The organism is Larsenimonas rhizosphaerae, assembly GCF_026240105.1.
Taxonomy (GTDB): domain Bacteria; phylum Pseudomonadota; class Gammaproteobacteria; order Pseudomonadales; family Halomonadaceae; genus Larsenimonas; species Larsenimonas rhizosphaerae.
On the sequence record NZ_JAPIVE010000001.1, the window covers coordinates 1,052,839 to 1,074,103 of the forward strand.

General features: G+C 59.0%; 21 protein-coding genes. 10 read left to right on the forward strand and 11 right to left on the reverse strand.

All coding sequences use genetic code 11. From position 1 onward, the window contains the following. Positions 1-345 precede the first annotated feature (345 nt). Together OQ287_RS04880 and OQ287_RS04885 are read right to left on the reverse strand one after the other, a co-directional pair. The gene (locus OQ287_RS04880; protein ID WP_250937231.1) at positions 346-621 is read right to left on the reverse strand and encodes a hypothetical protein; all 276 of its coding nucleotides are present in this window, start codon (positions 619-621) and stop codon (positions 346-348) included. Positions 622-679: 58 nt separating this feature from the next. Continuing rightward, complete coding sequence (locus OQ287_RS04885) at positions 680-1,330, reverse strand: MBL fold metallo-hydrolase (protein WP_265895733.1); 651 nt, start codon at positions 1,328-1,330, stop codon at positions 680-682. Between the two features lie 234 nt (positions 1,331-1,564). On the opposite strand from OQ287_RS04885, the gene OQ287_RS04890 reads away from it, so the two are divergent. The 3 genes from OQ287_RS04890 to OQ287_RS04900 all read left to right on the forward strand — a co-directional run bounded on the left by OQ287_RS04890 (position 1,565) and on the right by OQ287_RS04900 (position 4,560). Further along, positions 1,565-2,047 (forward strand): FKBP-type peptidyl-prolyl cis-trans isomerase, encoded by a 483-nt coding sequence (locus tag OQ287_RS04890; protein ID WP_250937237.1) that lies wholly within the window; start codon positions 1,565-1,567, stop codon positions 2,045-2,047. Positions 2,048-2,152: 105 nt separating this feature from the next. Then, positions 2,153-3,550, forward strand: coding sequence for a YcjX family GTP-binding protein (locus OQ287_RS04895; RefSeq protein WP_250937238.1), 1,398 nt, complete (start codon positions 2,153-2,155; stop codon positions 3,548-3,550). After that, positions 3,547-4,560 (forward strand): YcjF family protein, encoded by a 1,014-nt coding sequence (locus OQ287_RS04900; protein ID WP_250937239.1) that lies wholly within the window; start codon positions 3,547-3,549, stop codon positions 4,558-4,560. Before OQ287_RS04895 ends, OQ287_RS04900 begins: the two co-directional genes overlap by 4 nt. Here OQ287_RS04900 and OQ287_RS04905 read toward each other — a convergent pair. The 5 genes from OQ287_RS04905 to nagA all read right to left on the reverse strand — a co-directional run bounded on the left by OQ287_RS04905 (position 4,557) and on the right by nagA (position 9,471). Next, on the reverse strand, positions 4,557-5,342 hold the full coding sequence (locus OQ287_RS04905; RefSeq protein WP_265895734.1) for an ABC transporter ATP-binding protein: 786 nt from the start codon (positions 5,340-5,342) through the stop codon (positions 4,557-4,559). The genes OQ287_RS04900 and OQ287_RS04905 overlap by 4 nt on opposite strands. Beyond that, complete coding sequence (locus OQ287_RS04910; protein WP_250937241.1) at positions 5,339-6,421, reverse strand: FecCD family ABC transporter permease; 1,083 nt, start codon at positions 6,419-6,421, stop codon at positions 5,339-5,341. Before OQ287_RS04910 ends, OQ287_RS04905 begins: the two co-directional genes overlap by 4 nt. Positions 6,422-6,649: 228 nt before the next feature. Continuing rightward, entirely contained in the window at positions 6,650-7,456 is an 807-nt protein-coding gene (locus OQ287_RS04915) for a Cof-type HAD-IIB family hydrolase (protein WP_250937242.1), read from the reverse strand. A 25-nt stretch (positions 7,457-7,481) separates the two neighbouring features. Next, complete coding sequence (locus OQ287_RS04920; RefSeq protein WP_250937243.1) at positions 7,482-8,375, reverse strand: BadF/BadG/BcrA/BcrD ATPase family protein; 894 nt, start codon at positions 8,373-8,375, stop codon at positions 7,482-7,484. Further along, positions 8,362-9,471 (reverse strand): N-acetylglucosamine-6-phosphate deacetylase, encoded by a 1,110-nt coding sequence (nagA, locus tag OQ287_RS04925; protein WP_265895735.1) that lies wholly within the window; start codon positions 9,469-9,471, stop codon positions 8,362-8,364. The genes OQ287_RS04920 and nagA overlap by 14 nt, the downstream gene beginning before the upstream one ends. A 191-nt stretch (positions 9,472-9,662) precedes the next feature. On the opposite strand from nagA, the gene OQ287_RS04930 reads away from it, so the two are divergent. From OQ287_RS04930 to OQ287_RS04955, 6 genes are all read left to right on the forward strand, one after another. Further along, positions 9,663-10,661, forward strand: a complete 999-nt coding sequence (locus OQ287_RS04930) for a CobW family GTP-binding protein (RefSeq protein ID WP_265895736.1) — start codon at positions 9,663-9,665, stop codon at positions 10,659-10,661. A gap of 66 nt (positions 10,662-10,727) precedes the next feature. Then, on the forward strand, positions 10,728-11,369 hold the full coding sequence (locus OQ287_RS04935) for an SDR family oxidoreductase (protein ID WP_250937253.1): 642 nt from the start codon (positions 10,728-10,730) through the stop codon (positions 11,367-11,369). A gap of 79 nt (positions 11,370-11,448) precedes the next feature. Next, on the forward strand, positions 11,449-13,410 hold the full coding sequence (locus tag OQ287_RS04940) for an exoribonuclease II (RefSeq protein WP_265895737.1): 1,962 nt from the start codon (positions 11,449-11,451) through the stop codon (positions 13,408-13,410). 117 nt (positions 13,411-13,527) lie between these two features. Beyond that, a complete protein-coding gene (locus tag OQ287_RS04945) occupies positions 13,528-14,652 on the forward strand; it encodes a glycosyltransferase family 4 protein (protein ID WP_250937267.1) in 1,125 nt (374 codons plus the stop codon). Further along, positions 14,645-15,424: a polysaccharide deacetylase family protein gene (locus OQ287_RS04950; RefSeq protein ID WP_265895738.1), complete on the forward strand. Its 780-nt coding sequence runs from the start codon at positions 14,645-14,647 to the stop codon at positions 15,422-15,424. The genes OQ287_RS04945 and OQ287_RS04950 overlap by 8 nt, the downstream gene beginning before the upstream one ends. 40 nt (positions 15,425-15,464) lie before the next feature. Continuing rightward, positions 15,465-16,487: a lysylphosphatidylglycerol synthase transmembrane domain-containing protein gene (locus OQ287_RS04955; protein ID WP_250937272.1), complete on the forward strand. Its 1,023-nt coding sequence runs from the start codon at positions 15,465-15,467 to the stop codon at positions 16,485-16,487. 68 nt (positions 16,488-16,555) lie between these two features. On the opposite strand, the gene OQ287_RS04960 is transcribed toward OQ287_RS04955, so the two are convergent. Genes OQ287_RS04960 through OQ287_RS04970 form a run of 3 tightly spaced genes read right to left on the reverse strand, consistent with a single transcriptional unit; the run spans position 16,556 to position 19,022 of the window. Then, entirely contained in the window at positions 16,556-16,741 is a 186-nt protein-coding gene (locus OQ287_RS04960) for a hypothetical protein (protein WP_265895739.1), read from the reverse strand. Between the two features lie 53 nt (positions 16,742-16,794). Then, positions 16,795-18,288, reverse strand: coding sequence for a glycine betaine ABC transporter substrate-binding protein (locus tag OQ287_RS04965; protein ID WP_250937277.1), 1,494 nt, complete (start codon positions 18,286-18,288; stop codon positions 16,795-16,797). Then, complete coding sequence (locus tag OQ287_RS04970; RefSeq protein ID WP_250937279.1) at positions 18,285-19,022, reverse strand: ATP-binding cassette domain-containing protein; 738 nt, start codon at positions 19,020-19,022, stop codon at positions 18,285-18,287. The genes OQ287_RS04965 and OQ287_RS04970 overlap by 4 nt, the downstream gene beginning before the upstream one ends. Before the next feature lie 304 nt (positions 19,023-19,326). Between OQ287_RS04970 and OQ287_RS04975 the strand changes: the two genes are divergently transcribed. Next, positions 19,327-20,808 carry a mechanosensitive ion channel family protein gene (locus OQ287_RS04975; protein WP_265895740.1) on the forward strand — a complete coding sequence of 494 codons (1,482 nt, stop codon included), beginning with the start codon at positions 19,327-19,329 and terminating at the stop codon, positions 20,806-20,808. An 86-nt stretch (positions 20,809-20,894) separates the two neighbouring features. Here OQ287_RS04975 and OQ287_RS04980 read toward each other — a convergent pair whose 3' ends face one another. Beyond that, positions 20,895-21,068: a hypothetical protein gene (locus OQ287_RS04980; RefSeq protein ID WP_250937284.1), complete on the reverse strand. Its 174-nt coding sequence runs from the start codon at positions 21,066-21,068 to the stop codon at positions 20,895-20,897. Positions 21,069-21,265 lie beyond the last annotated feature (197 nt).

Below are 21,265 nucleotides of genomic sequence, written 5' to 3' on the forward strand. Positions count from 1 at the left end.
ATCACCTGCAGAGCCCGCCCTCACACGGACGCAGTGGTATTGAAATGGCGATGTACCAGCCATGTTGCTGCCCAACATCGTCAAAGTCTGAGGCGTCTGAAAGTGTTTCCAATCGAAAATGGCGCCAGCCAGCTCCTCAGCCACGCAGGAAAATGCCCTCCGGCCTGATTCCACCACGTGCCACCGCCCGAGGTACTCGTGTGAACCTGCATCAAGGCTGCACTCCTGCACACGCTCGTTTCACGTCCCACTGGCTCATCAGGGAAATCATGCCTGCTCACACCGAAGTGCAGACGTAAAAAAGCCCGGAAGAAACCGGGCTTTTCACTACGGCGACGCCAGGGTTCAATGAACCTTGCTGAGCGCCCAGACCATGACCTTCTGGACCACATAGGCGATGATCGCCAGGAGGATCAGGGTGAGAAACATTGAAATGGGACGAACAATCAAAGTGGCGACCAGCACACCCACCACACCACTCCACAGATAACGGTCATTGTCATCTACCTTGAGCGCATCGGGCACCCATTTTTCAACAAACCGACCAAACCCGCCATCCCAGTTCTTGAAGGCGAAAAATGCGACCAGACCGCATACCACTATCCAGATCAACGCTACCATTCTTTCTCTCCATTACAGTCAACAGCCATCAGCGACGCCAGCGGCGCCATCAGGGGCATCACGCCAGAACGTGATCGCCTACAAAGGGGTTGCTACGACGCTCCTCTCCCAGCGTCGACGGCGCACCGTGACCGGGAATAAAGCGCAGATCATCCCCCAGCGGCCACAGTGTTTCAACAATCGAGCGGATCAGGGTGCCATGATCACCTCCTGGAAGATCAGTACGCCCTATCGACCCCTGGAACAACACGTCTCCGGTTTGCGCCAGACGCGCCTGTTCATCCACATAAATCACATGCCCGGGTGCATGACCGGGGCAATGATAAACCCTGAGCGTCCGCTTGCCGATGACAATCTCGTCACCCTGCGTCAGCCAGCGGTCGATGGTAAACGGTGCCGGCGGCGGAAAACCGAACCGGACAGCCTGAATGGCCAGATTGGACAACAACGGCTCATCCGCCTGATGAGGACCGGTCACCGGCACATCATAATGGGCCACCATGTCAGCCACTGCCCCGACATGATCCAGGTGGCAGTGCGTCAACAGGATGCCCGTTACCTTGATGCCCAGTTCCGACACCGTCGCGATGATGCGCTCCGGCTCACCACCCGGATCGACAATGGCACCTTCAAGCGTGTCATCGCAGTAAAGGACCGTACAGTTCTGGGCAAAGGGGGTAACCGTAATGCACGCATACTTGAGAGTCATGGGGAAATATCGCCCGCATTTTCAATGAATGTAAAATGAAAAGAGTACCCCTCGAGCCGCCGTCGGCGCAATTTCATTCCTTGCCCACCCACATTTCTTCAAATAATTTCATGGCTGGGCCTTGAAAGATGCATCGGCCATCACAACGTAGTGATGCAAGGAACGCCAGGGCATACAAAGATCCCTGCCCTGGCCTCAAGAGCACCCGACATGCATCCGTTTCAAGGACATATTATGCAAATCGAACAGAACAAGGTCGTCGCCTTTCATTACACACTCAAGAACGACGCCGGTGAAGTTCTCGACAGCTCTGAAGGCCGTGAGCCCCTGACATACCTGCATGGCGCGGGCAACATTGTTCCGGGCCTTGAAAAGGAACTGGCAGGCAAGACTGCGGGTGACAAGCTGGAAGTTCGCGTTGAATCCGAAGAAGGCTACGGTGAAATCCAGCCGGCCCTCGTTCAGGAAGTACCGCGCGATGCCTTCCAGGGCGTTGAAAACGTCGAGCCGGGCATGCAGTTTCAGGCACAGACTGAAGGCGGCCCGCTGCTGGTTACCGTCAAGGACGTTCAGGGCGATACCGTGACCGTGGATGGCAACCATCCGCTGGCCGGCGAGCCGCTCAACTTTGACGTCAGCATCGAAGACGTTCGCGATGCCAGCGCTGAAGAAGTAGAACATGGTCACGTGCATGGCGAAGACGGCCACGAGCACTGATACGGCTTGAACGCCACTGAAGTACCAAGGGCAGCGCTTCGGCGCTGCCCTTTTACGTGCTAGATTGCATGTTTCATTTCTATCGGTTGTGGAGCATCAACGGTCATGGCCTGGACCCTACCCAAACACCTGCGTGATGTACTTGAACGTGGCCTTGATCGTCAGGTTCGCCTCGCCGTTACCGGGCTTTCCCGGGCCGGCAAGACCGCTTTTTTGACCTCCCTCATCAATCAGCTTCGCCACGCCGGCCTGGATGCACAGCTCGAGCTGGTCAGTGCCGTACGTGAACACCGGCTGCTTGGCGCCCAGCGTGTAGACCAGCCGGACCTTTCCATCCCCCGCTTTCCTTACGACGAGGCAATGGCCAGCCTTCAGGCATCGCCCGCTGCATGGCCTACGCCAACACGCGGCATGAGTGAGCTTCGTCTGGCCATCAAGTACCGCACGCGCCGAGCGTCACGCCACCTGACCGGTGAAGAAGCCACACTGACGCTGGATCTGATCGATTATCCAGGAGAGTGGCTGCTGGACCTGCCCATGCTTCAGCAGGACTTTCATGACTGGAGCGGCACCATGGCCTCCTTGATGACTCCGGAGCGCCGCGCCTTCATGAGCACCTGGCTTGAAAAGGCGTCGGCACACACTCCCGATTCAGTAGTCGAGGAACAGACGCTAGCCGAACTGGCGGCCCACTATACCGATGGGTTGCATCAGGCCCGGCGCGACGGCGGGTTTTACTTTATTCAGCCAGGACGCTTTTTGTTGCCCGGTGAACTCAGGGATGCCCCGGTACTGCAATTCTATCCGCTGGTCCAGCTGGAGGGCTGGTCACGCGAAGCACTGGACGCACTGCCGGCAGACAGCCTGTATCAAACGCTCAAGGCCCGCTTCGAGCACTATAAAAGGCACGTCATTACGCCCTTCTACAAGAGCTACTTCCAGCGATTTGACCGTCAGGTGGTGCTGGTCGACGTGCTGACCGCACTCAACAGCGGCCCGGCCGTCTTCAATGAATTGCGTTATACCATGAACGCCTTGATGCAAAGCTTCAACTATGGACGCAATGGGCTATTCAGCCGACTGTTTACCCCGCGAATCGATCGTCTGGCCATTGCAGCGACCAAGGCAGATCACGTCACACCGGACCAGCACGATGCCCTTCAGACCCTGTTGAGCACGCTGATGTCCCAGCCACTGCAGGACATGCGCTATGCCAATATTCCGGCACGCGCCTTCGCACTGGCTTCCATACGCGCGACCACCGTCAAGAAGCTTGAAAACGTCACTCCGAATGCACTTGCCCTGAGTGGCAGAACGCTTGAAGACCAGGAGGTACTGCTTTTTCCGGGGGATGTTCCATCGACACTGCCGGATGAGACCTTCTGGGCGCGCCAGGGATTTTCCTTTACCCCCTTTCATCCGGCCCGACACACCAGTGGGGCCCTGCCTCATATTCGTATGGACGCGTTGCTGGACTGGTTACTCGGAGACAAGTGGCTATGACCGACCCTCGCCCACCCCGCTATTTCGAGATGCCTGAGACCGACACTTCGGTTCACTGGAAACCTCCCCATGCCTATGACACGACCACACCCGTGACGGTCTGGGAACCTCCGGCCTCAGCCCCGGAAAACGGCACGGACAGTGCACTGGACCGCGCACTGGCCCGGCCAGGCAAACGTCGGCGAGGCCTGTTTGCCCTTCTGGCAGGCAGCCTTGCCATCGGTACGGCACAGTGCGGTGTCGCTGTCTATGAGGCGTGGCAGTACAGTAACTGGTTCAGTGGTCTGTGGGCAGGGCTGGGTGTTCTGGCTGCCGGCTTTCTGGCCCGTGGCGTATTCAAGGAACTGAAGCGATTATCTCGACTGCGTCGCCATGCCCGCCTTCGGGAAAGGCTTGAGGATGACAGCGCGCCGGTAGGGACGCTGGATGATCTGGCACGTCACATGGGGCTTGGTCGGGATGACCCGCACCTGCTGGCGTGGCAGCAGGCACAGGCCGATCATCATGACGAACGAGAACGACAACTCCTGTTTGAACACCATGTGCTGGCCCCACGGGACCGCGAAGCCCGGCGACTGATTACCCGCATGTCCACTGAAACTGCCGCGCTGGTCGCTATCAGCCCGATGACATTACTGGACATGGGCCTGATGGCCTGGCGCAATGTCCGTATGATCGACCGTCTTGCCAGACTCTACGGACTGGAGCTTGGCTATGCCAGCCGGCTGACCCTGTGCCGTCACGTACTGTCCAATATGGCCTTCGCCGGTGCCTCGGAGATCGCCGTGGATATGGGTGCCGAGCTGGTCACCATGAATCTGGCCGAGAAACTCTCGAGTCGGGCCGCCCAGGGGCTTGGAAGCGGCCTGCTGAGTGCACGCCTGGGGCTTCGTACTCAGCGCATGCTGCGCCCGCTACCCTTTCGTGAAGAAGAACGCCCGCGAATCAGTCATATCCGGCGCCAGCTGTGGCAGCAGGTCAAGGGCAGCAATGAGGCCGAGCCGCGCTAGCGGTGTCTCAACACATGCACGGGATAAATGGCGGTATATGCCCCGTCATCTACCGCCAGGGTACGACAGGTCACTCCATAGACCTCGGATAATCGCGCAGGCGTCATGACCTGAGCGGTAGGCCCCTGATGGCGCACCTGTCCGTTGACCAGCATGACGGCCTGGTCGGCGTAGCGTGTCGCCAGGTTCATGTCGTGCAGAATCGAAATGGTCATGATGCCGTGTTCACGCGTGTACTCCGTGACCGCCTCGAGCATTGACAACTGGTTGGCCAGATCCAGTGCCGAGGTCGGCTCATCCAGCAACAGCAGCCTTGGCGAGCGTACCAGTGCCAGCGCCAGCGCGATCATCTGGCGCTCCCCGCCAGACAGATTCTTCGGGCAACTGTCTGCAAAACGCTCAAGCCCCAACCGGCCCAGAACCTCCGATGCCCGACGTCGACTGTCAGAGCCGGTTCGCCAGGACAGCTTCGTACTGCTCTGGGCCAGAAGCAGCAATTCAAAAACGCTCAGGCGCACGTTCAAGGATGTCATGTCCTGAGCGACATAGCCGATTTTTCGGGCCGCCTCGACCCGGGATAACTGACTCAGCGTATCGCCATCCACCTCAACCTGACCGGTGAAGGCCTGCAGGCCGCAGATAGCGCGCATGAACGTGGTCTTGCCCGCACCATTAGGGCCCAGCACTGTCAGGGACTCCCCCGCTTCAAGGGAGATGGAGACGTGATCCACGATACGGCGCCCGCCAAGATCCACACAGATGTCCGTTGTCCGGAAACTCATCGAGCACTCAACCTCTGGTCACGAATAATCAGGATAATGAAAAAGGGCAGACCGATCAGAGAGGTCACCATACCGATCGGCAGGGCCACGCCCGGCACCACCAGCTTGCTGACAAGCGATGCCACGGTCATGAAAATGGCCCCGCAGGCAAGCGTCACTCCGACCAGAAAACGCTGGTCCTCACCAACCATCATCCGTGCAACATGAGGCGCCACCAGTCCGACAAAACCAATGATTCCCACCACGGATGTTACCGCCCCGGCCATGACTGCTGCTGCTACCAGCATCAGAATACGAAGCCTGCGAACATTGATGCCGAAGACCGCCGCCTCGTCACCGAAGCTGCGCAGCGCCGTCAGTGCCCAAGCCTTGAGCAGCACCAGCGGCACCACTACCCCAATGACCACGGCCGTAAGCTGAACCTTGTCCCAGGACGCGCGCAGCAACGATCCCATCATCCAGAACACCATGCTTTGCAACTGATCAGCCGTTGCCAGGTACTGCACCAGGCCCAGAAGTGCGCTGAAGACAAAGTGAATGGCAATCCCCAGCAGCGTGATGGTCTGAAGCCCCATCTGGCGCCCCGCCAGCAGCAGGATCAGTCCAACGGTAATCAGCGAAAAGAAAAAGGCGTTGCCTGCGACCACAAGGCTCTCATTCAAGAACGGCAACGCCGACAGGACCGAGGTATTGAACGCCAGGGCAAGCGAAGCTCCAAAGCCTGCAGCAGATGAAATGCCCAGCGTAAGCGGCTCGGCCAGAGGGTTATTGAGTACAATCTGCATCAGCAGACCTGCCAGGGCCAGCCCCATCCCCGCCAGCACCGCCATCACGGTCATGGGCATGCGAAGCTGCCAGATGATGACACGCGTGCTGTCCGACACGGCGCCGGGGTCTACCAGCCCCTTCAGTACCTGACCGAATGAAAGTGTTCCCGAGCCGATCATGATATCTGCTACCAGCGCCACGGCCGCCAGCACCATCAACAGAATCAGCAGCAGCGAACGGTGCAGGATCTGACGTCGATAACGCACAAGGCTTGCGTCTTCCAGGCCCGCCTGGGTCAGGGATGAAGTCATGTTACTCCGCTGCAAGTTGACAGAACCAAGAGAAAACCGATGCGGGCCTGCCCCACGGGCAATAAAAAGGCCATCCCATCAGGACGGCCGTTTCAGGGAATGCATTCGGCATGTGGCCAGGCGGCGCACAGGCACAGCCTGTGCCAAGGGCCGCCCACCAGCTGTTATGCCACGGAGTATAAACACTCTACTTTCGATATGACAATCATTCGCACCTGCAGTTCACTTTTACCGACGATCAAGCAGCTCACTCCTCAGGGTTCTGGCTACTGCCGCATCATGATGATCACCAATGACGGGAACCTCGGGCAACAGTGTGAACAAGCGAGGATTGGCGTTGGAGACGACAAACGGCCTGCCGGCCACCTGCAGCATTTCCAGATCGTTGAGGTTGTCACCAAAGGCCAGACAGTCGTCAGCGTTCAGTGAAAGGCGCTCCAGCAGCGAGCTCAAGGCCCGCCCCTTGTTGGCATCCGGGGCCATGACTTCCAGGGAGTTGGGCAGGGAATAGGTCACATACACGCGCGTATCAAACCGTGCCAGAATTTCTGTTTCAAGCGATGCCAGCAGCCGTGGCTCACCGATGAAAAATACCTTGCCGATGTGTGAATGCTCGTCAGCCCCGGGCTGACCAAGCCGATAGGCAAAGCCGGTACTTTCATGGAAAGCCAGCAATGCTTCATCCGGTGCATCGACCCACCAGTGCTCCCGGGTATACACGTTAAGCCGCACGGCCGCGGGCACGTCCAGCTCGGTCATCAGAGACCGGGCGATAGATGCCTCCAGGGGGCGCTCGAACAGTACCTCGTCGTCGGGCGACTGTAACCATGCGCCATTGGTGCTGATGATGTGTGCCTGAACGCCCAGTTGGCGCCGTACTTCCGCGATATCAATGGCGTGACGACCGGAGGCAATGGCGAGATGGTGCCCCTGGGCTTCAAGTGCCTGAAAGGTCTCGATCGTCAGGGGATCGAGCTCATGGCGGGTATTGAGCAGCGTATTATCCAGATCAGTAACCACCAGCTTCTTGGTCATCAAACATTCCCAGTGTGAGTGTAAATCAGGAGAGTGCGCGACCGGCGGTCAGCGCACGTTGTAAAAGGCAGGCACCACCGTCCAGCGCAGAGCCTGTAGCCGGCACGTAACGTCGAGCCAGACGATCAGGCAACCAGGGCGCAAGCAAAGGGCCGAGGCTGCCGGTCAGGGCCACGGGGTAACTGCCCTCAGGGTCAAGGGCATCAATCATGAGCGCCATTTCCTGCCCGGCACGGGCCAGCAAGGCAGCCGCGACCGGGTGACCGGCCTGGCGCAGCACCACAGGGGCCAACAGACCATAGTCACGTGCACTGGCCCCGGCAAATCGGCTGACGAGCGCCTCCGGGGTTGCTACATCAAGTGCATCGGCCAGCGCCTGACACAGCGCATCGGCAGGGCCTCGACCATCCAGCCCCTTTTGCAGATGCGGGAGTACATGCAGCCCCAGCCAGGCCCCGCTGGCTTCATCTCCGGCCGGAAACCCATAACCGCCAAGCAGTCGATGATTGCCCCCTTCATCGCGCATGGCACCAATACTGCCGGTGCCCAGTGCCAGCATGACCCCTGCCCGTTCAGGATGAGCCCCCCACAGCGAGGTCACTGCATCGCTTTCAAGCACCAGCATCCGACATGCCGGCGCCTGGGAGGCAAAGGCATCACGCCATTCGACATGGTTCATGCCGGCAAGGCCGGCCGCCAGCGCGCACCGTGTCCAGTCAAGAGACTCACCGGCCTCGGTGGCAGCACGGCAGGCCAGTGCCTCAATCACCTGCCAGGCCGAGATCACCCCCAGTGAAAGAGCGGAAGCCTCTCCAGTCACCTCGATGGTGACACCATTGGTAGCATGGTATAAAAGCCGGGTACCGGTGCCTCCGCCATCCACGATAATCCGCGCCGTACCGGTCTCAGATAACGTCACGGTTTACCTCCTGCCCATTCACCAGCACACGCTGAAGTCGGCGATCACGTCCCATGACGACTAGATCAGCCCGCTTTCCGGGTAAAAGCTCACCTCGGTCCTCAAGGCCAAGATAACGAGCGGGCCAGGTGGACAGACGCCTTGAGGCTACTGCCCAGCTGTCTCCCAGCGCGATCCAGTTTCGAAAGGCCTGATCCATCGTCAGTGCGCTGCCTGCCAGCGTGCCATCCTCCAGACGGACGCTGTTGCCATGCTTGTAAACCCGATGCGCTCCCAGCTTGTACTCGCCATCAGGCATCCCGGCAGCAGCCGTGGCATCGGTAACCCCATACAGACAGGGGATGGCCCGCATCGCCGTCAGCATGGCACCCTGCTCGACATGCACCAGGTCAGGAATGATCTCGGCGTAGTATGCGTGAGCCAGCGCGGCAGTGGCGATCCCCGGATCACGATGCGATACGCCGGTCATGGCATTGAAAAGGTGAGTAAACCCGCTGGCACCAGCGGCCAGTGCCGTTACACCGTCCTGATAGCAGCCGCAGCTGTGCCCGACCTGCACCCGGACCCCCTGCTCCGCCAGAAAGGTAATCATTTCCGTGTGACCGTCGATCTCCGGCGCCAGCGTTACAACGCGAATCGGCGCATGAGCCATCAACGCCATCATCTGCTCCGACGAACCGGGCCGGGCAAACGCAGGCTGTGCGCCAAGCTTGTCCGGGTGAATGAAAGGCCCTTCCAGGTGCACTCCCAGAATATCTGCACCACCGGGAGTGTCGCTGGCCATCGCTTCCGCCACAGCGTCCAGTGCCTGCTCGATATCCGGCATGGGGGCAGTCATGGTAGTCACCAGTACACTGGTGGTCCCAAACCGGGCGTGTGTACGTGCCAGAACGCCGGGGGCCATACCGCCTTCCATGGCATCCCGACCGCCGCCACCATGGACATGCAGATCGATAAATCCGGGAAGAATACGTGGCGTATCGTTATCCCGAGGGGTCACCGGCACCCCGTCGATATCATCAATGATGCCATCGCGTACGGTCAGGGTGCCGTCCAGCCAGCCATCGGGCGTGAGTAGATAACCAGTCAATCGCATGCTCGATCGTGTCCTTGCCGATAGATAACTGTTGTGGTCACTGAGTGATCACCAGATTACCGTGTTTAGGCTTCCGGCTCACGTCGTCGCGAAATCAACGTGTTCGGACATCATGAAGATAACGGTATAAAATAGACAGCACCATGGCTTCCCGGCACGCTGAGCCGAAGCCCAACCGCACCGGAGCATTCATGTCGTTATCATCTTCCCGGCCGACCCTGCCGGTTCATCTGGTCAGCGGGTTTCTTGGAAGCGGCAAGACTACACTGATCAATCATCTGGTACAGCAGCCCGACCTTTCCCGAGCGCTGGTCATCGTCAATGAGTTTGGCGATATTGCCCTGGATCATCACCTGTATGCCGAAAGTCATGACCAGCAGATCATTACATTAAAAAGCGGGTGCATCTGCTGCTCCCTGCAAAAGGATCTGCAACACACCCTGAGGGATGTGCTGTGGCGATTTTCACGTCAGGGCCAGCGTCAGTTTGATCAGGTTATCATCGAAACCACAGGGCTGGCCGACCCGGCACCGATTCTTCATACCCTGACCCGGGATCCACGCCTCGCACGCCAGCTTCATCTTGACCAATTGATCGTGACCGTAGACGCCTGCCATATCGACGCTACCCTTGAGCATCATCCCGAAGCGCTGCAACAGATGGCTCTGGCAGACGTACTGATGCTTACCAAAACCGACCTGGTCACAGAGGCGGAAATCCAGCGCCTTTGGGCAACACTGAACGCACGCTACCCCACCGCGATAAAGGCGTGCACTACACCGGAACTTCTGGCAGCGATGACTTTCCGGCCCACGCGCCTCCCACCGGCCGGGCCACTGTTCATGCCGGTGCCGGTCCCTCGCCATACTGCAGGCTGTGTGGCGATGGGGTATCAGCAGTCCAGCGGGATCCCTCCAGGTCCGGAAGCCATGACAGATTGGCTGGATGCACTTCTTTATGCTCATGGAGACCGTATCCTGCGCATAAAGGGCCTGCTTCGCGGCCCGCAGGGGCAGGCGTGGCTGATCAATGGCCTGAGGCATCAACGAGCCCCCCTGCAGGCCATGCCCCCTTCACACGATGCTGCCTCCCCACTGCTTGAACTGGTATTCATTCTGGGATCGGCCGAGGACACCCGCTGGCTGAATGAGGCCGTGAGGGCGTTATCCCCCTGGCTTTCGGCGGCTTGAATTTCGACGCCATCGACACCATCCCATCCTGAACAGGAACATACTTATCCGCTTACGGAGAACATCATGACAACACTGGTAGTAGGTGCCCATGGCAAGATCGGTCAGCGTCTGTGCGAGCGTGCTGTCAGCGAAGGACTGTCGGTCAGGGCGCTGGTGCGCAACGAGGAGCAGCAGAACGAGCTTGCCCGGACTGGCGTCGAGACGGTAATCGGTGATCTTGAAGGTGATCTGGCTCATGCATTTGAAGGATGTGACGAGGTGGTATTCACTGCCGGCTCAGGCCCTCACACCGGCGCCGACAAGACCCTCATGATCGATCTCAACGGCGCATGGCGCTGTGTGGAATACGCAGAGGCACTGAACATGAAACGCTTTATCATGGTCAGCACCCTGCACAGGGAGCCTCTGGATGGCCCCGACGCCCTGGTGCCGTACCTTGCGGCCAAGCGCGCCGCGGATTATCGGGTAACAGCCTCTACTGTCCCCCATGTACTGGTACGTCCCGGACGGCTGACCGATGACAGGGGTACAGGGCATTATTCCATCGCGGTAACCGAGGAAAATGGTGGCCGAACCAGCCGTGACAATGTCGCCGAGGCTATCGTGCACCTTCTGGGCACCCCCGTCACTGACGCCCTTGATCTCCCGTTGCTGGACGGCGATACGCCCTGGTCCGAACTTGAGAAATCACTGTCACACGGCTGAAATAGTCACTTCCCCTTTCCCCATTCAGGGCGACCCCTTATAGTAAGGCGCCCTGACCCGCCAGACACGATCGAGACTCATGCTTCAAAACAACTCGCTGCTCGCCCAGCTCAAGCAAAACCTTCGCAGCCAGACGCCACGGGTAACCGGCACCATCAAGGCTACCGATAAAAGCTATGGCTTCATGGATGCCGATGATGGCAACAGCTATTTTGTGCCACCGCCCTTCATGAAAAACGTTCTGCACGGTGACCGGGTAGAAGCCGTTCTGCATACCGAAAACGAGCGTCAGAGCGTCGAGCCTGACAGCCTGCTGGAGCCGGGGCTTGATCGTTTCATCGGCCGCGTCAAAAAGCGTGATGGCAAGCTGGCCGTCACACCGGATCACCCTTCGATCCGTCTGGCGATGAATGCCCGAATGGGCAAGCGCATGGGTGATCAGGAGGTTGCCGACGGTGACTGGGTCGAGGCACGCTTGCTCCGCCACCCGATGAAACCGGACGACAAAAGCTTTTTCGTTCAGATCGAAGCACTGATCGCCCCGAAGGACGCCGCCGATGTTCCCTGGCGCGTCACCCTGGCCCGCCATGCACTGGAGCAGGCCTCACCCGCCGACGAGGCGCCACGAACCCTGCGCGATGAAGGCCTTGAGCGGGAAGATCTTACCGAGGTGCCCTTCTTCACCATCGACAGCGCCTCGACCCAGGACATGGATGATGCCCTGAGCATTATCGAACGGCCCGAAGGTGGCTGGCGCCTGACGGTAGCGATTGCCGATCCCACCGGCTATATCGCCCCGAATGATCCGGTCGATCGCGAAGCACGCCAGCGGGCCTTTACGGTATACCTGCCGGGTCAGAACGTGACCATGCTGCCGGAATCCCTGGCCAATGACCTGTGCTCACTGAAGGAAAACGAGCAGCGGCCGGTACTGGCCTGCGATATCGATATCGCGGCCGACGGTGAACTGACAGGCCACCGCTTCTTTGCCGCCACCATTTGCTCAAAGGCCAGGCTGGCCTATGACAAGGTATCTGCCTGGATCGAAACACCGGAACAGGCCGACTGGGCGCCGAACTTCGAGCGCGGTGCCGAGCAGCTCAAGGCACTGGAAGCCATGACGCTGGCCCGCTACCAGTGGCGACTGACTCATGCCCTGGTTTTCGGAGACCGCCCGGATTACGCCTTCGAGCTGGACGAGGCAGGCAATGTACTGGCCATCCATGCCGAGCATCGCCATATCTCCCAGCGCATGATCGAAGAATCAATGATTGTCGCCAACGTCTGTTGTGCACGCCATCTGGCCGAGCATGTCGGACACGGGATTTATAACGTGCACCTGGGCATCGCCCCTGAAAAGCGCGAAGCGGCGGCTGAATTTCTGGCCGGTCAGTCCATTAATGCCACGGCAGAGCAGCTGGACCAGCTGGACTACTTCACGGCACTGCGGCGTGATATCGATGCCTCCGGCAATCTCTGGCTGGAAGCACGGCTGCGCCGCTTCCAGGGGTACGTCAACATGACGGCAACCCCCGGGCCGCATTTCGGCATGGGCCTTGACGCCTATGCCACCTGGACCTCACCGATTCGCAAGTATGGCGACATGATCAACCATCGCCTTATCAAGCAAACGCTTTCCGGTCAGACAGGTGGCATGCCAGCCGCGGAAACCGAGGCAGAAACCGAGCACCTGACCGAGCGTCGCCGTCTTAACCGGATGGCCGAGCGTGACGTGAAGGATTGGCTTTATGTGCGTTTCCTGAGTGATGACGCGGCCAACGCCCGTGAATTTGCTGCGGAAATCATGGATATTCGTCGCGGCGGCATGCGTGTACGTCTGCCGGAAAACGGAGCCACGGTATTCCTGCCCGCGTCCAGCCTTCACAGCGACCGTGATGCGGTCGCCATTGATGACAAGGAAGGCATGGTGACCATCAAGGATGCCCTGACCTGGCGACTGGGAGACACGCTCACCATCGCCCTGACGGAAGCACGAGAAGAAACCCGCTCGCTGGTCGGCCGACCGGCAGCATCCGAGTAGGTTCTCAGCAGTACGGGCCTGCCTCATGGCAGGCCCCACGTTCAAATGCCTGCCCTGTTCCTCCATAAAACGCCTGGCGAAGGACGAGGCGGCAGGCTGCATGGAGGTATCGGCACTGTGCATGTAGCCGACGTCACGATGTTTTATGCACCCTCGAGCGGGGGTGTTCGTACCTATATCGAGGCCAAGCGACGACGCTTGTGTCATATGCCGGACACGCGCCACAGTGTTCTGGTCCCGGGCAGTGAACATGCCGAGATCGGGCCGGGCCTTTTCAGCGTGCCCTCCCCCCCCCTGCCGTTCAGCAACGGCTACCGGTTTCCCCTGCGTCGCCATCACTGGTGCCGGGCCATTGAAGCCCGACAGCCGGATGTCATCGAAGCGGGCGACCCGTATGTTACCGGCTGGGCCGTGCGTGACAGCGCTCGGCGGCTGGATGTGCCCGTGGTCGGCTTCTACCACTCGGATCTTCCTGTTCTGGTAGGTAAACGCTTCGGCGAGCGCCTTGAAGCGTACACTCGCCGCTACGTCAGGCGATTGTATGACCACTATCAAAGCGTCCTGGCCCCCAGCCAGCTGATGGCAGACAAGCTCCGCCAGGCCGGAGTAAATCACGTCAGTGTGCAGCCGCTGGGGGTGGATACCCGTACGTTTCGACCGGCACTGGCCGATCCGAATGTAAAGCGTGAGCTCGGCCTTGATGAGACCACCCGGCTTTTGATGTTTGCCGGACGCGGTTCTCCCGAGAAGAACCTGCCGGTGCTGCTTGAAACCATGCAGTGTCTGGGAACGGGGTATCACCTTCTGCTGGTAGGCTCCAGCCTCCCTGCCCGCGTGCCCGACAACGTCAGCCTGATCAATCATTTCTGCCCGCCGGATGAAGTCGCTCGTTACATGGCCTCAAGTGACGCCCTGCTTCACGCGGGCACACAGGAAACCTTCGGGCTGATCGTACTGGAAGCCATGGCCTGCGGGACTCCGGTGGTGGCCGTGCGTGCCGGCGCCCTCCCTGAAAACATACCGGACGACTGCGGGCGCCTGTGTGAGCCGGACAATCCCCGGGACATGGCTCGTGCGGTACACTCCCTGTTTGAAGAAGACCAGACCCGGTTACAGGCCGCCACGCGCCAGTATGTAGAACAGCGCCATGACTGGGACGTGGTGGTCAGCGATATCAACGCTCACTATCACCACCTGGTCGGCACGCCTCTTTCTCATGACATGAGTATGGAACATGGTTGATTCACGCCTGCCCTCTGCCAGCATGCTGGTAGCGCTGCATGATATTGCACCGCAAACCTGGGAAGACTATCGCCCATTCGTGGAGACAGTAGACCGCCTGTCGGTGAATGTCCCCATGAGCTGGCTGGTCGTTCCCCAGTTTCATCATGGCCGGTCCACCTTCGATGACCCGGCCTTTCTGAAACTGCTGGAGTCCCGACTGACCAGGGGCGATGAGCTGATTCTGCACGGGTTTTATCACTGTGATGATGGCCCGCGCCCCAGAACACCTCATGAATATTTCATGCGCCGCATTTATACCTATGAAGGTGAATTCTACGGACTACCCGCTCCTGATGCCCGGGCGCGTCTGGAAGAAGGCATCGCCCTGTTCGAACGCCAGGGCTGGCCCTTGAAAGGGTTCGTGGCTCCGGCATGGCTGATGAGTGACGGCACGCGCCATGCGCTGGCACAAAGCTCGCTTGAATACACGACCGATCCAAAGCACATCTACAGCCTGCCCACCTTTGAGGCTCATGATGCCCCGACGCTTGTGTGGAGTGCGCGCAGCGCATGGCGTCGCAAAATGTCCTACGTGGTCAATGAAGTGGCCAAACGACGCCACCAGCAGGCCGACGTGCTTCGCCTCGGGCTGCATCCGGTCGATATGCGCCACAAGGTGGCCTTTGATTACTGGCTGTCTGCCATCGAACAGATGATGGATGAAGGTCGGGCCCCGTTGACCAAGCATCAGTGGCTGTGCACCACACGTACACAGCGGCGGTCAGCCTGATGCCTGCTTCATCAAATCCCCCTGTACGGGTGATGACGTCATGACCCGTACTCTCTGGTTACTGGGCATTGGCCTGCTGGCCATCATGCTGGTGCCGCTCTTTCTGGGTGGCAGCGGACTATTTGCCCAGTTGCGCGATTTCCCGCTGTCCATTTTCATCGGCATGCTCGGCATGGTCGTGGTCTGCTGGCAGCTGAATGCCCTGAAGCTGCGCATTCTGCTCAAGGGGCGCGCGCGTGGGCTCAATCAAACTCGCGCCTTCGGCGTGATCATGGCCACCGAGTTTGCCATCTGCGCCACCCCCGGCGGCACTGGCGGGCCACTGACATTGATCACCCTGCTGACTCGCTACGGCATGAAACCAGCCCAGACCACGGCCATTTTTGCCGTTGATCAGATCATTGATCTGGTCTTTTTCCTGTCATCCATGATTGCCCTGACGCTTTATATTGTCACCAAGGCGGTGGATCTACATATAGGCTGGCTGATGGGCGTACCGATTCTGCTGCTCAGCGTCGGGCTGGTGCTGATCGGGCTACTGGCACGTTATCACGACCGTACCATCCGCCTGATCGCACAGAGTCTGGTCAGGTTTCGAATCAAGCCGGAGCGACGCCAACGGCTTAACCGACGCCTGCTGGTCTTTCGCAACTCGCTGGTTGACACCCTGGGCATGCCCAGAAAACTGCTGATCGGTGCCTTTGTGGTGAGCGTAGCGCACTGGATGGTGCGATACAGCGTGCTGTACTTCACGGTAATCGGGCTGGGGCAACACCTGGACTGGTCATGGACCTTTCTGGTGCAGATGCTTTCCATGGCGGCCGGCCAGCTGACATTACTACCAGGGGGCGCCGGAGGCACTGAGATCAGCTCATCGGCACTGCTGGCACCGATTCTGGGGCAGGCCACGACAGCCGCGGCGATTCTGATCTGGCGTGCAGTTACCTATTACTTTTATCTGGTTGCCGGCGCACCTGTCTTCATGGTCATGGCCGGTCGGCCACTGCTGCGCCGTATCCTCAAGGGCAAGTCAGAAGACGAGACGCCCTCTGAAGCATCATGATAAAGATCGGGGGCGCGCCGAAAGGCACGCCCCTGATCAACTGTAACGCTGACGTCAATCCACGAGCACTACTGGCAGGATGAAGGCGACTGCGGACCCGGCACGCAGGGGGATGCGCCGTTTTCTTCGCCATTATTGACCACGTTGGGGGGCTCCAGCGTCACGGTATAGTCATCCGCAGACGGCTGGCTACTGCACCCGGCCAGTCCGGCGGCAAGCCCCAAAGCACACACTACTGCTGTCAAACGATGCATTCTCGATGCCTCCCGAGGCGTGTTTCATCGTGTCACTGAACAGTCTAGTCGATTTACGCCCTGTTATCCGGCGTTGCAACCTGACCACGCATATGGGCAGGTATCAACCAGCGCTCCAGCATTTCAAATATCAGCTCAGTCACGATCGCCAGCATCGCCGCCGGTATTGCCCCGTACAGTACCAGTTCGTAATTGTTGAGACTCAGCCCGGTCACGATCGGATCCCCCAGCCCACCAGCACCAATAAAGGCGGCAAGCGTGGCCGTGCCAATGTTGATGACCGCTGCTGTTTTAAGCCCGGTCAGCAGGTTCGGGGCCGCCAGGGGCAGGATCACATGACGAAGCTGCTCACGACGGGTCAACCCCATACCACGCGCTACTCGCGTCAGTAACGGATCCACGGTCAGCAAGGCAGTAATGGCGGCCCGCACAATCGGCAGCAGCGAATACAGAAAGAGCGCCACAATGGCTGGAAAGACCCCGATTCCGAACAACGGGATCATCAACGCCAGCAGGGCAATCGAGGGAATGGTCTGTAGCAGACCTGCCACGTACAGCACCGTTCTGGACAGTTTCGGCAGCCGATAAACCGCCAGCGACAACGGCAGCCCTACCAGCGCCGCCAGAAGCAGTGCACTCAACGTCAGCTCCAGGTGCCTGACCAGATCATGCCCCAGCCGTGACCAGGGCGTGGATACGGCCACTTCACTCCCCGCCTCAAGAATGCCCTGCTTGACCAGAAAATCGTGAGCTACCTGACCAAAACCTGCGCCATCCGCCGATACGGCGGCATTCATCGCCTGCATTCGTTGATCGGTAATCGACCCCGCCAGCTGATCAAGCGCATCGACGGCCTTGTCCGGTAGCGTGGCGCGGACAAAGGGCACAGCCAGATACTCCGGAAAATAATGCCGATCGTCCTTCAAAAGCATCAGGTCAAGGCGATCAAGGTCACCATCGGTGGAATAGGCATCGGTCATGTCTATGCGGTTATCGACAATGGCCTGGTAGGCAATACCGTGTTCGATGCCAACCGGCACCTGAGGCAGGTTATATGCACGGCTCAACCCCTTCCAGCCATCTTCACGCTCAATGAATTCGTGGGATAGTCCCAGTTTAAGCGACGGAGCCGTCGCCAGATCGGAAATCGTTTCAAGCCCCATTGCCCTGGCCTCGCTGGCCTTCATGGTCAGGGCATAAGTGTTATTGAACCCAAGCGGCTTCAGAATGCGCACTCCCCGGCGCTCGGCTTCTCGGCGAAGCGTCTCGATATCGGCACCGGGCATGTCAAACAGGGCCTGCGCCATGGTACCGGTGTATTCCGGATACACATCGATCTCTCCACCCTTGAGGGCCTGCCAGGAAACAATCGTTTGCCCCAGCCCAAAGCGTCGGTCAACGGTAAAACCTGCATGTTCAAGCGTCTGGGCAAACAGCTCACCCAGCATGTGGCCTTCGCGGTCGGCCTTGCTGCCCACGGTAATATCCGCCGCCAGGGCCTGTCCTCCCAACACCAGACCAGCCAGTAACAGTATCCAGCGCATCATTGGGCCACCTCCATCAACTGCCTGACCTGTTCATTGATCGGCGCGGCCGCGATGTCCCCAGGGGCCCCCGTCTGAAGGATCTGACCCGGCCCCATCACAACGAGGTAATCCGCCAGTTTCATCGCCTCTCTCATGTCATGCGTGACCATTACCACGGTACGCGGCTCTTCCCGCTGTAAATCCTGAAACCGGGCGTGCACATCGACACGTGTAATCGGGTCTACCGCCGAAAAGGCTTCATCCAGCAGCAGAATGGGCGGATTCAGCATCATTGCCCGGCACAGGCCAACGCGCTGCGCCTGGCCACCGGAGATCTGATGCGGATAGCGTGATGTCAGGGCTGGATCCAGCGCCATCAACGACAGCAGCGTGGATAACCGGGTCTGACACGCTGATGCACTCCAGCCGGCCAGCGTTGCCAGAAGCGTTATATTGCGTTCGACGGTCATATGCGGCATTAGACCGATCTGTTGTACGGCATACCCCATGTTGCGCCGCATGGCGGGCAGGCGCTCGTAATCCAGCGGCTCACCCAGTACGCGAATGTCACCCTGATCGGGCAGCAGCAGACCATTCATCAGATTGAGAAGGGACGATTTCCCACACCCACTGGCCCCGACCAGCGCCGTTACCTGACGAGCGGGCAGACTCAGGTTCAAATCCGTAAACAGGACATGATGTTCAAATGACCGATGAATGCCACGGCATTCGATCGCGGGCGTCTCGCCATCCATGGCGCTCTCCTCGTCCGTATGAATTCGGGTGTTAAAGGTACAGGCTACAAGCCTGGCACAAGGAAGGCCGCAACAGGGCGCACGATGGATATTTCACCATCCCCCGTGTCATCGCACCGTGTTTGTTGACAGGCTACAGGATACCGCGATTCAAGGAGCCCCTGGCTGGGGTACATCGCGCCTCTTTCCTTCTCATGGTCGCTTAATGCCGGATAATGCCTATCATCACCCGGATGAACTCATCGACGCGGCGAGTCATACCATCCCACCCGCCCGAACAAAGACCCAATTATCAGGAATGCTCATGATCGTTTCCCGACCCGGAACTACCGGATACCGCACAGGCGCTCTGTTACTGCTGATGCTGGGCATGTTGTGGGCGGCTCCTTCTCAAGTCGCGGCCAGTGAAGCGTCAGCGACCAATGGTGAGAGCTCCAACAATGCCCGGATTGAAACCACACCGACGCCACTCAAGGACAGGGATATACAGGCGCGCATTCAGGGGATTTTCTCGGAAATCGAGGGTCTGGGAGACGTCGATATCAGTGTTTCCCAGGGGGTAGTCACGCTGTCCGGCGAGACCTCAAATGACAGGAAGGCTCAGCAGGCCATTAATCTGGCCAACCGATTGACTGATGTCGTCACGGTGGACGACAGCATCAATCGCACGCTGGACGTTCAGGATAATGTTTCAACCGTTTTTCAGGGCCTCGTGGCTCAGGGCAGAAGTCTGGTAAAGGCACTTCCCCTGCTGCTGGTCGGCATGCTGCTGTTCGGGCTGATTGCCTGGTTTGGCGGCTGGTTAGCCAGAAGGCAGGCGCTATGGCAGCGGCTTACCCCCAACCCCTTCGTGGCTGAACTGCTGTCACAGACCATCAGGGTCATTTTCATTGTGGTCGGGCTGATTCTGGCCTTGAGTCTGATCGGTGCCGAAACCATTCTGGGTACCCTGCTGGGAGGAGCCGGCGTCATCGGAATCGCCGTTGGCTTTGCGGTCAAGGACACCATCGAAAACTATATTGCCTCCTTGATGCTCAGTATCCGCCAGCCCTTTCGGGCGCGCGACCAGATCGTCATCAATGGCCAGGAAGGTATTGTCGTACGCTTGACGTCACGTGCCACCATTCTGATGACACTGGATGGCAACCAGTTACGCATCCCCAATTCCGAGGTCTTCAAGGGGACCATCCTGAACTATACCCAGAATCCGGAGCGCCGCTTCACCTTCGGACTGGGGGTGGATGCCAACGATGACCCTTTGGCAGCCATCAAGGTAGGACTCGATGCCGTCCATCAGCTGGATTTCGTACTGAGCGACCCTCGAGCCATGGCCGTCATCACTCATGTAGGCGACTCCAACATTGTGCTCGAATTTCAGGTGTGGGTGGATCAATCGAAAACGGATTTTTCCAGAGCACGAAGCATTGCCATTCGGGAAACCAAGCATGCGCTGGAAAATCAGGGCTTCAGCCTGCCGGAACCCATTTATCGACTCAGGTTCAACAGTACGCTCGAACAGGCACTGGAGCAGCTTCAGAGCAGGGAAAAGGGGCGCGCCTCCCCGGAGGTGGCGCCGACGCCGCGGGCAACCACGGATCATGGCATCATCAATGACAGGGACAAGCAGAAGGCAAAGGCGCGAGCCAGACAGATATTACGCAGCCAGGGCGCCGAAACCGTCTTCGATGCACGTCCTGATGAAAGGCTGATGGCAAAGGTGGATCAGGAAATTGCCGAAAACACTGGCGAAACCGACTTGCTCGACAGGCACTCGCCACAGGAATAGGCTTTCAATGTGGTACCAGACTACGCCCGCCACACAAGGTTATACCAGGGCCATGAGACAGGAACGCCCCTTACGGGGCGTTCCTGTCAGCAATTACCCTTTTTGGCCTGGCCTGGTGGGCAGAAGCTGCCATTACCATGCCCGCCATGGCCACCATCGATGATCACCGGTGGCTCTGCCGAAATGCGGGCCGGATGATAACTGCAGGCCGCTACTGTTGTCGCCAGTGCCATGACCAGCACCACTCGCATCATATTCATTGCTTCCCCTCGCGCCTGCCTGTCGGCAGGTTATTTATCTGGATCATTACCCTGCGCACGTAACGGATACGCCCACACCGGATTATCGGTCATTGTGCGCAGTAGTTGACACCGACATGGTGCATTAACGGAGGTGCCAACTACCTGCTGCATGAGTGAATAGCGGCCGAACCATTAATTACCGCCCATGAATGACG